This is a genomic window from Xanthomonas arboricola pv. guizotiae (assembly GCF_002940205.1).
GTDB lineage: Bacteria > Pseudomonadota > Gammaproteobacteria > Xanthomonadales > Xanthomonadaceae > Xanthomonas > Xanthomonas arboricola_C.
Window position 1 is genome coordinate 24,745 of the sequence record NZ_MDSK01000019.1, and the last position, 12,249, is coordinate 36,993.

The 12,249-nt window shown below is 65.7% G+C and carries 7 protein-coding genes; 2 read left to right on the plus strand and 5 right to left on the minus strand.

The genetic code is table 11. The features are described from left to right. Nucleotides 1-129 precede the first annotated feature (129 nt). From XarbCFBP7408_RS12710 to speA, 3 genes are all read right to left on the minus strand, one after another. Nucleotides 130-1,467 carry a glycosyltransferase gene (locus XarbCFBP7408_RS12710; RefSeq protein WP_104563264.1) on the minus strand — a complete coding sequence of 446 codons (1,338 nt, stop codon included), beginning with the start codon at nucleotides 1,465-1,467 and terminating at the stop codon, nucleotides 130-132. Then, nucleotides 1,460-5,443 carry a non-ribosomal peptide synthetase gene (locus XarbCFBP7408_RS12715; protein WP_104563265.1) on the minus strand — a complete coding sequence of 1,328 codons (3,984 nt, stop codon included), beginning with the start codon at nucleotides 5,441-5,443 and terminating at the stop codon, nucleotides 1,460-1,462. Before XarbCFBP7408_RS12715 ends, XarbCFBP7408_RS12710 begins: the two co-directional genes overlap by 8 nt. An 881-nt stretch (nucleotides 5,444-6,324) precedes the next feature. Continuing rightward, nucleotides 6,325-8,211, minus strand: a complete 1,887-nt coding sequence (speA, locus tag XarbCFBP7408_RS12720; RefSeq protein ID WP_104563266.1) for an arginine decarboxylase — start codon at nucleotides 8,209-8,211, stop codon at nucleotides 6,325-6,327. A gap of 233 nt (nucleotides 8,212-8,444) precedes the next feature. Here speA and speE point away from each other — a divergent pair, with 233 nt between their 5' ends. Further along, nucleotides 8,445-9,302 (plus strand): polyamine aminopropyltransferase, encoded by an 858-nt coding sequence (gene speE / locus XarbCFBP7408_RS12725; RefSeq protein ID WP_104563267.1) that lies wholly within the window; start codon nucleotides 8,445-8,447, stop codon nucleotides 9,300-9,302. An 88-nt stretch (nucleotides 9,303-9,390) separates the two neighbouring features. Here speE and XarbCFBP7408_RS12730 read toward each other — a convergent pair whose 3' ends face one another. Together XarbCFBP7408_RS12730 and XarbCFBP7408_RS12735 are read right to left on the minus strand one after the other, a co-directional pair. Beyond that, nucleotides 9,391-10,002: a PH domain-containing protein gene (locus XarbCFBP7408_RS12730; protein WP_104563268.1), complete on the minus strand. Its 612-nt coding sequence runs from the start codon at nucleotides 10,000-10,002 to the stop codon at nucleotides 9,391-9,393. A 196-nt stretch (nucleotides 10,003-10,198) separates the two neighbouring features. After that, entirely contained in the window at nucleotides 10,199-11,008 is an 810-nt protein-coding gene (locus tag XarbCFBP7408_RS12735) for an outer membrane beta-barrel protein (protein ID WP_104563269.1), read from the minus strand. Between the two features lie 558 nt (nucleotides 11,009-11,566). Between XarbCFBP7408_RS12735 and XarbCFBP7408_RS12740 the strand changes: the two genes are divergently transcribed. Continuing rightward, the gene (locus tag XarbCFBP7408_RS12740; RefSeq protein WP_181106510.1) at nucleotides 11,567-12,241 is read left to right on the plus strand and encodes an RIO1 family regulatory kinase/ATPase; all 675 of its coding nucleotides are present in this window, start codon (nucleotides 11,567-11,569) and stop codon (nucleotides 12,239-12,241) included. The last annotated feature ends 8 nt before the right edge of the window (nucleotides 12,242-12,249 follow it).

The following is a 12,249-nucleotide window of genomic DNA, read 5'->3' on the forward strand; positions in this document are numbered from 1 at the left end:
AACACGCCCCGGCGGCCCACCCGCGCAGCAGCCGAAGGTCTTCGGTGAGGCCAGCCGCATTGCCGCAGCCAATCCAATGTTGACGCTGTGGCTCCCCCCACAGCGTCATCCATCACGCATCGGCCTGTGTCATGCGACGGCCTGCTGCTCGATCCGCACGGCCGGCGCCACCGACACCGCCGGTTGCAGCAATCCCCAGGCTTCCAGCTGCTCCACCGCACGGCCGATTCCGTCCTCCGCGCGGATGCGCTGCCCCAGCGCGCGTGCCGCCGCGCGCATGCTCGGCGCGCTGGCCTGGACGATGGCATCGGCCAGGGTCTGCGGCTGCAAGCCGACCCGTGCGAGTGCTGGCGGGGCGACGCCGCGCTGGGCCAGGCAGTGCGCCCAGAACGGCTGGTCGTAACCGAACGGCAGCACCACCGACGGGATCCCCGCAGCCAGCGTCGCACCGGTGGTGCCGGCACCGCCGTGATGCACCGCCACCGCCACCCGCGGGAACAGCCAATCGTGCGGTGCCTGCTCCAGCTGGAAGAAGCGCTCGGCATCGTCGGATGCGTCTTCCTGGGCCGCCAGCCCACCCCAGCCGCTGGCCAGCAGCGCGCGTTGACCGGTCAGACGCACCGCCGCCTTGACGATGGCGGTGAGCTGCGCCGCATCGCTGCTGATCATGCTGCCAAAGCCGATATACAGCGGTGGCGGGCCGGCCTGCAGGAACGCCTGCAGCGCGGCCGGCGGCTGCCATTGCGGCTGCGGCAACTGCCAGAACCCGCTGACCTGGGCCCGGTCCGGCCAGTCCGGCGGACGTGGGCACAGATGCTCGCTATAGCCATACACCACGCGCTGCGCACTGCGATCGGGGCCACTCCACGGATACGCCGGCAGCCCCAAGGCCGGGCGCACGATGCCGTTGAGCGCCGGGCGCATCAGCTGCCAGCCGGCAAACCGCACCGCGTGATGCAGCGCCACGCTCACCAGCCCGGGCAGGCGCACGGTGGGCATCACCATCAACGGCATATGCCGCGAGGCGGTCAGCGGCTGCAATTGCGTGAACACCACCGGCACGCCATAGGCCTGGCCCAGGCTATGCGCCAGCAGGCTGGCGCTGCCGACGCCGAGAATCAGGCCGGCATCGGCACAGGCCGCGCGGCCCTGCTCGGCCCAGTCGCGCGCCCACTCCAGCAGCTGCGCACGCAAGGTGCCCCAGATGCCGCGCCAGCCACCGCGCATCTCGGCGACATCCGGATGGCCCTGCAGCAGTTTCTGGTGATCGCCGCTGAGCGGGAAGAAGTCCAGCCCATTGGCGCGGATCAGCGCTTCGAAGTTGGCACTGGTCAGCACCCGCACCGGATAACCGCGCTCCTGCAAGCCACGGCCCAGCGCGATGATCGGGCGCACATCGCCATGCGTGCCCAGGGTGGCGATCAGCACCGGGCGCTGGCGTCCCGCGTTGACGGAAGACTCAGGCATATTCGGCCACCCCGTCGCTGGCGGTAGCGATGCTGCCAGCGCGTTGCGCGGCTTTGGCAGTGGCCGCATGCAGCAGTGCACTGAGCGTAGCCGAATGCGTGGACGACAGCATCGAGTGGTGGTCGCTGTCCAGCACATGCAGCTGCAGGTTGCGCACGTAGGGGCGCCAGGCCTGCGGCCGGTAATCCACCCACACCGTATCGTCGCCGCCGGAGGTCATGCGCACGCTCGCTTCGACGAACACCACATCCTGGTCCAGCGGCTTGGGACGATGCCGCCGCGCCAGATGCAGGTGGTGCTGGGTCATGCCGCCCATGTCGTCCAGCAGCGTGGGGCGTTGTTCGAGCAACTGGCGCACCGCGGGCAGTTCGTTCAACCCGTAGTGATCGCACAGCAGGCTGGCCAGTTCGGCCACCGTGGTCGGCATCGGCTGGCCATGTGCCGGATGCAGGCCCAGCGCATGCACCGAGGCACGCACGCTCTCCGATTCCGGCAGCGACGCGGCCTGCTCCAGGTGCGGATAGCTGTCGAGCATCGCCAGCAATTCGACTTCTTCGCCCAGTGCATGCAGTTCGGCGGTGATGGCATGGGCGATCAAGCCGCCCAGCGACCAGCCGATCAATCGATACGGCCCCTGCGGCTGCACCGTGCGCAGCCGCGCCAGATAGTCGCGCGCGATCGCCTCGATGCTTTCCGGGCGATGCTGGGGGTCGCTCAAGCCCGGCGACTGCAACGCATACACCGGCCACTGCGGATCCAGCTGACCGAGCAAGGTGAGATACGACCAGCCCAGGCCGACCATCGGGTGGATGCAGAACAGCGGCGGCGTCCCCGGGGAGCCTGCACGCAGCGGCAGCAGCACGCCGAGCGGATCGTTCGGGATCTGCGCGTTGCGCTTGATCACCTCGGCCAGGCCGGCGATGGTCGGCGCATGGAACAGGGTACCCAATGGCAGTTCGACACCGAACGTCTGCGGGAAGCGTGCGGCCATTTCCGCCGCGCGCAGCGAGTCGCCGCCGAGCTCGAAGAAGTTGTCTTCCACACCCACCACTTCGATGCCCAGCACGTCCTGCAGCATCGCTGCCAGCTGCTGTTCGAGCGCATCGCGCGGCGCCACATGCGCGCGCTGCGGCAGCGCACCCGGCGAGGGCAAGGCGCGGCGATCCAGCTTGCCATTGGGTGTCAGCGGCAGTGCCTGCAACGGCACCCACAAGGAGGGAATCATCGACGCCGGCAGGCGCTGCTGCAGATGCGCACGCAACACCTCGGGCGTTGGCGTCGCACCGTGCTTGCCCACCACATACGCCAGCAACTGCAGCGCGTCGTGGTCGCCATCGCGATGACCGACCACCACCGCCTGCGCCACCTGCGAATGCAGCAGCAAGGCATTTTCGATTTCGGCCGGCTCCACGCGGTGCCCGCGGATCTTCAATTGCGCGTCTGCGCGGCCGATGAACTCCAGCATGCCGTCGCGGCGCTGACGCACGCGGTCGCCGGTGCGGTACATGGTGCTGCCGTTGTCGGCGAACGGGTCGCGCATAAACCGCTCGCTGGTCAGCACACGCTTGCCGCGATAGCCCTTGGCCACGCCCGCGCCACCGATGTACAACTCGCCGATCGCGCCGGTCGGCAGCGGTTGCCGCTGCGCATCGAGCACGTAGACGCGCGTATTGAGCAGCGGCCTGCCGATCGGCGGGGCGGCAGCGTCGGTGAGCTGCAACGGCATGATGGTCGACCAGATCGTGGTTTCGGTCGGCCCGTACAACTGGGTCAGGCGCCCGACCCGGCTCAGCAACTGGGTCGCCAGTTCCGGCACCAGGGCTTCGCCGCCGACCAGGGCGTGGATGCGGTCCAGCGCCAGATCCTGGTTGGCCAGCAGGATGCGCCACAGCGACGGGGTCGCCTGCACCACGCTGATCTGCTCCTGCGCGATCAGCCGCGACAGGCTGCGTGGATCGTGGGTGATGCCGGCCGGTGCGATGACCACGCGCGCGCCCACCAACAACGGCAGATACAGCTCCAGCCCGGCGATATCGAAGGTGATGGTGGTGACCGCCAGCACGCGGTCGCGCGGGCGCAACGCAAGCTCATGCTCCATCGCATGCAGGAAATTGAACAGGTTGCGATGGCTGATTTCCACGCCCTTGGGCGCGCCGGTCGAACCGGAGGTGTACAGCACATAGGCCGTACCGTCCGGCGTGACCAGCGGCGCGATCGCCGCCGGCAACACCGCCGGACGCGGATCCAGCCAGACCATGCCGCCGAGCAGATAGCGCTCGCACAACGCCGGCTCGCAGACCAGCGCGATGGCACCGGAATCGTTGAGCATCTGCCGGTTGCGCGCGGCCGGGCTTTCCGGGTCCAGCGGCAGATACGCCGCCCCGCTCCACATCACCGCCAGCAAGGCCACCAGCAATTGCTCGCCGCGCGGCAACGCGATGGCGACCACGTCGCCGGGGCGGACGCCATCGGCCGCCCATTGCGCGGCGATGCGCGAGGCCAGCTCGCACAGCGTGGCGTAGTCCAGGGTGCGGTTGTCGTACTGCACCACCACTGCCGCCGGCATCAGCTCGGCACGCTGCAACATGCCGTGCAGCAGCGTGGCCGGCTCCGGCAGTGGCGCGGCGGTGGCGTTCCAGGTGTGCAACAGGCGGCGGCGTTCCGCATCGCCCAGCACATCAATCTGGCCCAGCGCGCATTCCGGATCGGCCAGTACCGCATCGGCCAGATGGGTCAGGCGGCGGCAGTGTTCGGCCAGCTCGTCGCTGTCGTAGAGCGCCGGATTGGCATCCAGATCGAAGCGCAACGCGGCACCGTCGCCGCGCTCGTAGCAGAAGACGGTCAGATCGTCGGCCGGGCCGTTGGACAGGTTATGCGGCATCGAATAGGCTTGGCCAAATCGCATTGCGTAATCGAAGGCTTCGATGTTCACTGCCAAGCGTGCGAACTTCTGATCGATCCCGAACATGCCCAGATCGCGACGCACGTCCTCGAAACGGTATTGCTGGTGGCGCAGCGCATGCCTGACCACCGAGGACACCTGCGCGAACAGCGCATGCACCGGCTGCTGCGGATCCATTTTCAGGCGCAGCGAGATCACGTTGGCCACCAGGCCTGCGGTCTGCCGGTAACGCGCATTGATGCGGCCGGTCACCGGCATGGCCAGCACCAGATCCTCGGCGCCGGTGCAACGGTAGTAATACGCGGCGATCAGCGAAATCAGCATCTGCGGCAGGCTGGCGCCGTAGTCCTTGCCGAGCGCGCGCAGCCGTACCACCTGCTGCGGCGAGAACTGTCCGGTGCCACGCAACAACCCGGTCGACAGGTGATTGCCCGGACGCGCCAGGGTCGCCGGCGGCGGCAGATCGGCCAGCTGCTGCATCCAGTAGCTACGGTCGCGCTGAAAACGATCGGAGTCGCGATACTGCTGTTCCAGCTCGATCAACGACAGCGCGCTGCCGTACTGCGCAGGCTCCGGCTCGCGGTCTTCTGCGTAGGCGTTATACAGCACCGCCATGCGCTGCATCATGATCGACGCGCAATAGCCATCCATCACCAGATGGCTGACGCATTGCACCCACATGTGATGGTCTTCGCCGAGGCGGAACACCGCGCAATGCCATAACGGCCCGTTCTGCAGATCTTCCGGCTTGCGGATTTCCTCGTCCACCCAATGCTCGGCGGCGTTGCGCGGGGACGGATCCCCGCTGACGTTGAAATACGGAATCGTGGCGGTGTATTCGGGCAGGATCACCTGATGCGGCACGCCGTCGTGCTCGGCGATGCATAGCCGCAGCGTGTCGAATTCGCGCGTCAGCTGCATGCTGGCGCGGATCAGCAGCTGCGGATCCAGCGGGCCGAACAGTTCCAGGGCTTCGGACAACATCAAGGTGTTGTCGGTATGCAACTTGCTGGCCACCCACAGGCCGCGTTGCGCTTTGGTCAGGGGAAACACGGGAGAGGCGTCGGTGTGCATTGCGTGCATCCTTCTTATGTGGCGCGCAGTCGCCCGGAGCGCCGTGTCCGCAACGCGGTCAACGGGACGCCGGATCAGCACCTGGCTAAACGTGAGGTAGGAGACACCGACGACCGCCAGCGCATACCGGTGATAGACGATGGGAACGCACAAAGGGAACGCACCACGAAGCGACGTGCAGCGTCGACACAATGACGTGCAACGACTTTGCTAAAAGCACTTGTTTACCGACAAGTTAAACAAACACTAACAATTAGCCAGCGCGATAAACCGTGCAAAAATCACGAATTCCGCGTTGCCCGCAAAAAAAAATTACCGAAGTGTGATTTCAACTAGTGTTCTTTATGCATACGTCCACAGACTGCATTTTCCCGCTTCTGCGCGCTCCGGAGCAGACCGCCGTGCATCGCAGCGCAACTGGCGAAGGCTTTTTTCCGGGAATTTTGCACGGTCTGCGGCGCCCAAGGCTGCATGCACCAAGACCACTGCATGCAGCGGTCTTGATTTTATTGCGTTGCAGGCACAACCATTTGCAACTCAGTGATTCCCTCAAATCCCCGACTGCAACCGTGCGCTCATACGACGGTTAACTGATTGCCACTGCGACGCTGCGTCGATCACGCATGCACAGGCAGTGCTGCTTGCCTGGTCCTGGCGGAGCGCAGCGTGTTGGTCGTCGCACGCCGTCGCCGGGGGCAACACGTTACCGGGCTCGGCAGGGCGCGCAAAAGTCATGGCGTCCGCCAATGGCGCGGGGTTCGGATGCTGAGCCACGCCGCATTACGGCCGCACAGCGGTGCTGCGGGCCGTCTCGTCAATGCATTGCGCGCGAAGGTGAAACAGAATGGCGCGCCACGGCCCCGGCCGCAGCGCGCAGTGCCTCAGCCCAACGGTTCGTCGGACAGATAGGTGTAACCGGTCAACCCTGCTTCCAGCGCATCGCTCAGTTCCTGAGCGCGCTCGGGCGGTAGCTGCGCGGCGGCGATACGCTCGGCATAGGTGGCACGCAGCGTGTCCAGCTGATAGCCCACGTAGTCCAGCATCACATCGGTGGTATCGCCGCGGCGCTGCTGCGCGATGCGATAGCCATCGCCGTCCACGGCCACTTCCACCGCATCGGTATCGCCGAACAGGTTATGGATATCGCCCAGGATTTCCTGGTAGGCACCGACCAGGAAGAAACCGATGCGATAACTCTCACCCGGATTCAGCGTGTGCAGCGGCATCGAGCTGTCCAGGCTTTCGTTCTCGACGTAGGTCTTGACCATGCCGTCGGAGTCGCAGGTCATGTCGGCGATGATGCCGCGCCGCTGCGGCGCTTCGTTCAAGCGCTCGATCGGCACGATCGGGAACACCTGATCGATCGCCCATACATCCGGAATCGACTCGAACACGCTGAAGTTGACGAAGTACTTGTCGACCAGCCGCTCGTTGAGCTCGTCCAGCACCGGGCGATGGCTCTTCTCGTCGAAGCTCAGGCGTGCACGCACGCCATGCGCGATCGCATAGAACAGGTCGTCGATGCGCGCGCGGTGGGTCAGGTCGATCTGGCCCAGTGCGTACGCACTCAAGCCTTCGGCATGGAAGTGCTGCGCCTCCTGGAACAGCTCCACCGCCGGGCGCACGTCGAGCTCGTCATGGATCTCGCGCAGGTGGCGGATCGCTGCCGGCTCGTCGGCGTGCGCGTCCGGCACGCGGCCTTCCGGCGCCTGCTCCACTTCGGACACGTTGGCGATCAACACTGCGTGGTGGGCAGTCATCGCGCGGCCGCATTCGGTGACGATGCGCGGCGGGGTCAGTCCATGCTCTTCGCAGGCGCTGGCCAGCGGCTGCACGATGTTGCTGGCGTAGGAATGCAGGCCGTAGTTGATCGAGCAATAGCTGCGCGAGCGCGTGCCTTCGTAATCGATGCCCAGGCCGCCGCCGACATCCACATGGCTGATCCTGGCGCCCAGCCGCGACAGCTCCACGAAGTAGCGCGTGGCCTCGCGCATGCCGTTGGCGATGTCGCGCACGTTGGAGATCTGCGAGCCCATGTGGAAATGCAGCAGCTGCAGGCTGTCGGCGTACTCGGTGTCGCGCAGGGTCTTCCACAGATCCAGCACCTGCCGTGGCGACAACCCGAACTTGGCCTTGTCGCCACCGCTGTTCTGCCACTTGCCCGCGCCCAGCGAGGCCAGGCGCATGCGCACGCCCAGGCCCGGCTTGACGTCCAGCGCGCGCGCCTCCTCCAGCACCAGCTTCAGCTCGGAGGGCTTTTCGATGACGATGAAGGTCTGCAGGCCGAGCTTGCGGCCGATCAGCGCCAGGCGGATGTATTCGCGGTCCTTGTAGCCATTGCAGACGATCAGCCCGCCCGGACGCGACAGCGCCAGCACCGCCATCAGCTCCGGCTTGCTGCCCGCTTCCAGACCGAAGCCGTCGCCGTGGTGGCTGGCCAGCGTGCCGGCCACGCCACGGTGCTGGTTGACCTTGATCGGGTACACGGCCGTGTAGCCGCCGGCGTAGTCCCATTCGGACTGCGCCTGCGCGAACGCGGCCTGCAGCTTGCCCAGGCGCTGGCCCAGGATGTCCGGGAAACGCACCAGCAGCGGCAGCTTGGCGCCGGCTGCGCGCGCGGCATCCACCACCTCGGGCAACGACACCGACGGACCGTCGCTGGTCGGCGTGACCACCACATGTCCGGCGTCGTTCACATCGAAATACCCGTCGGCCCAATGCGGGATCGAATAGGTCTTGCGGGCTTGGTCGAGGGACCAATCGCTCATTTCGCTGACTCGGCTGGGGCAAAAAGGGCGTGAAGTGTAACGCCTGGCACGCGCAGGGTCCGTTACAATCCGCGCCGACTTCACGCCCTGCTCCGGTTGGAGCGGGGTGGAATGCGGGTTCGGCCGCCGCGCAGTTTGACTGCGCGCGACTGCGCCCGACCCTCATCCGGCGCTACGCGCCACCTTCTCCCGGTGGGAGAAGGGACAGCTTCCCCTTCTTTTTAGGACTTTGCATGAGCGCCAACGACAACTGGTACATCGAACACTTCCAGCCCACCGGCTCGGCGATCGGCTTCCGCATCAGCGGCAAGCTGGACGAGGTGCAGTCCCCGTTCCAGAAGATCGAGATCTACCAGACCACCGACTGGGGCAAGCTGATGCTGATCGACGGCGCGGTGATGCTGACCAGCCGCGACAATTTCTTCTACCACGAGATGATCAGCCACCCGGCGCTGTTCACCCACGCCGCACCCAAGCGCGTGGTGATCATCGGCGGCGGCGACTGCGGCACCCTGCGCGAGGTGCTCAAGCACCCGGGCGTGGAAAGCGCCACCCAGTGCGACATCGACGAGCAGGTCACCCGCATGTCGGAGAAGTATTTCCCCGAGCTGTGCGATTCCAACCACGATGCGCGTGCCGAGTTGCTGTTCGACGACGGCGTGGCCTACATGGCCAACTGCCCGGCCGGCAGCGTGGACATCGTGATCGTCGATTCCACCGACCCGGTCGGTCCGGCCGAGGGCCTGTTCAACAAGGCCTTCTACGCGAGCTGCTTCAAGGCATTGAAGGACGACGGCATCCTGGTGCAGCAGTCCGAATCGCCGCTGGCGCTGCTGGAGCTGATCAAGGAAATGCGTACCGAAATGGGCAAGGCCGGCTTCCAGTCGTTCAAGACCCTGCCGTTCCCGCAGCCGTGCTACCCGACCGGCTGGTGGAGCGTGACCATGGCCAGCAAGCAGGCCAACGCCGATTTCGCCTTCCGCCAGGACGCTGCGCAGGCCAAGGGCTTCGAGACGCAGTACTACACCGCGCACCTGCATACCGGCGTGCTGGTCGCACCGCCGTTCGTGGCCAAGGCGCTGGGCGAGTAATCACGGCTCACGCACCGTAGCGCGCCGCCAGCGGATGCGGGCGGCGCGCCAGTAATCACGGCCAGGCCAGGCAACTGTGCCGAGCGCCCTACAACCGCGCCAGCACCTCGGCTTTCTTGGCGTCGAACTCTTCCTGGGTCACCAGTCCCGCATCCAGCAGCTGCCTGAGCTTGCTCAGCACCTGGATCGGATCGTCCGCGGCCGCTGCCGTGTTCGGCGGTGACGAGGACGCGCTGCCCTGCGCGGTGGGTGCGTGCACCACCACGCCACCTGCCGATGCGCGCAACTTGTCGAACTCCAGCTGCTGGCGCTTTTCGTAGGCCGATTCCTCCACCTGCTGCGCATAGGCGTAGACCCGCCGCGCCTGCTTCTTGGGCAGGCTGTCGATGGACAGGTAGCCGCCTTGCGTGGTGCGGCACATGATCGTCGCTCCCAGCATCTGCTCGCTCATGTGCACGTCGAGCACCTCGCGCCAGGGGACATCGCGAAACGTCATCCCGAACAGCGTGGGGTGCACCACGATGAATCTGCGAGTGGTCAGCACCACCGCGGCCGGCGACAGGTTCACCACCATTTTCTTCTGCACTGCGATGTACTCGACCTGCTCGTCCCGCGTCAGCAGCTCGTTCACCTTGGGCAGGATCTTGCCCACGGCCACCGGATCCTGCTCATCGGTCGGGAATTGCGTAAAGACCTCCATACCTTCCTCGTCGTGATTACTTGCGCCGCAGCGTTGTCTTGTATGACACCACATCCGTGCCTTCGTGGTCCCGATCAGCGTTCCGACCAAGCGTGCGCAGTACCGGATCACTGAGCGCTTCATACAGCCCCAACGGCAACAAGGCGGATGTCGCCATCCGCCTTGCTGTGTGCACAACGCTGGTTTTATCGCCGACTCAGAAGCGGACTTCGGCGCCGACGCTCAGCACTTCGGCACGATTGATGGTGATGTCTTCGTAGTCGTCGTAGTACTCGTCGGCGTACAGGTAGTTGGTATAGAGGGCGCTCAGACTGAAATGCTTTCCGATATCCACACCGAGGCCCGCACCCAGATATGCGCCGTAGACACGCTCGGTGTAATCCTCGCCTTTTGCCTCGCCGCCCCAATAGCCCGCGCGTACCAAGGCGAACACGGGGGTATTGCCGAAGTTGAAGCGCGCCGTTGCGCCGATGCTGCCGAAGTCCACTGTCGGAATGACGACAAAGCCATCCGCATCCCTCGAACCGTCGACTTTTCCGGTGGCCACTTCAATGCCGACCAGCGTGACCGGACCAGCACGCCAGCGGTAACCGACGTTGAAACCTGCCATGTCCTGCTTGTTGCCCTCGAACACCTTGGCGTCGCCGCCCTGCACGCCCAAGAACATGCCGCTCTTGAGGCGCGGCTCTTGTTCGCGTGGTGCAGGCGCAACGTAGGCAGGCGTCGGTGCGGGCGGTGCCGCCACTGCAGGCGTCTGCGCCGTCACCGTGGTGAATCCGCCGGTCTCGCCGGCTGCACTGGCTTGCACTGTCGTCTGTCCTGCGGCGGTACCGTCCTGCGACGGGCCGGACGGTGGCGCTGCCGGTGCGGTGGCCCCCCAGGTGCCAGCCTGCTGCTTTTGCTGTTGCCGATAGGTGTCCCAGCCACGCGACAACGACTGCGCGGCCGCATCGGAGACGCAGCCCAGTGCCGTGCAGGCCAACAGCCATGTTGCGGTCCTTTTCATCGCATTCCCCAATGAGTCGTCCTCCATCCTCCCCGCATCCATGCGCACGCAGGCATGACCTGGCAGCGTCCGGAAGTGGCGCAGTTGCTGTCCCATTCGGGGGCTTTCCCAGCATCACCGGATCGTGCGCGTACTCGGCTTCAGGCATCGTCCGCGTGGACGTGCCCGTACTGATGTGTGATGCAGCCCCCTGACCGCAGCCAGCACAGTGAGTCGAGTCTCAGTAGCTGTCAAGAAGGGCTGTGATCGCTGACTATCGGCGTGCGTGCCGCGCGGCCGGCCGCCCGATGAGCACTCCTGTAGGTACGGCGTGCCTCGCGCCCCACGCACGCTCGCTGCAGGCAGCGCATCGTCTAGACATATCGACAAGATTGACCGCGGCTGACGCGGCAACCTATTGATTCTTCGATCCGTTCCACTCCCGGAACATTTCATTTTATTAACAAATGTAATTTCAATACTCGCAAGTTCTAAAATTACCCGGCCCGATCCCTCGCGATCATCGTGAACCTGCCAGACGCGTGATTCCTCCGCGCCGCCAAGGTCCGGAGACTTGCCATGCATCACCAGCCGCTGGACACCTCCAGCCTGCAAATCGTCACGCCCGTGCTGCTCAAGCAGGGCACCCGGCTGCTCGAGCCCAACGTCTATCGCACGCATCTGGATGGGCAGCTGGCGGTGGTCAAGGACTACAGCCGCTACCGCCGTACGCTGCTGGCGCCGATTGCGCGGCTGATGGTGCGCCACGAGGCCAGAATGCTGCGGCAGCTGCAGGGCTGGCGCCATGCACCGGCCCTGCTCGGCACGCTCGGCGGCCTCGCGCTGGGCATGGAATTCATTCCCGGCGACACGCTCAGCGCCAGCGCGGTGGTGGGGCAGGAGGTCTTCCAGCAATTGCAGCAGGCGCTGCGCCGGCTGCATGCGTTCGGCATCACCCATAACGATCTGCATGGCACCAATGTGGTGGTCAGTGCCGGCGTGCCGGTGCTGATCGATTTCACCTCGGCGTGGCGCTTCCCGCGCTGGCTGCGGCGCGGCACGCTGGCGCGTCAGCTGCAGCGCAGCGATGTGGCCAACTTCCAGAAAATGCGCCAGCGCCTGGCCGGGATCGCGCCGACCGTCGACGAGGCCGCACGCAGCGCCGAGCCGCGCTGGGTACGCACCATCCGCAGCAGCTGGAAGCGGCTGTATCGGCACCTGAAGCGCGATGCGCAGCCAACCGGGGCGGACTGACATCCGTT

Coding starts and splice junctions, on each gene's coding strand:
- XarbCFBP7408_RS12730 (WP_104563268.1), bottom strand. CDS start 10,002: ATGGAGGTCTTTACGCAATTCCCGACCGATGAGCAGGATCCGGTGGCC.
- XarbCFBP7408_RS12710 (WP_104563264.1), bottom strand. CDS start 1,467: ATGCCTGAGTCTTCCGTCAACGCGGGACGCCAGCGCCCGGTGCTGATC.
- speE (WP_104563267.1), top strand. CDS start 8,445: ATGAGCGCCAACGACAACTGGTACATCGAACACTTCCAGCCCACCGGC.
- XarbCFBP7408_RS12715 (WP_104563265.1), bottom strand. CDS start 5,443: ATGCACACCGACGCCTCTCCCGTGTTTCCCCTGACCAAAGCGCAACGC.
- XarbCFBP7408_RS12735 (WP_104563269.1), bottom strand. CDS start 11,008: ATGAAAAGGACCGCAACATGGCTGTTGGCCTGCACGGCACTGGGCTGC.
- speA (WP_104563266.1), bottom strand. CDS start 8,211: ATGAGCGATTGGTCCCTCGACCAAGCCCGCAAGACCTATTCGATCCCG.
- XarbCFBP7408_RS12740 (WP_181106510.1), top strand. CDS start 11,567: ATGCATCACCAGCCGCTGGACACCTCCAGCCTGCAAATCGTCACGCCC.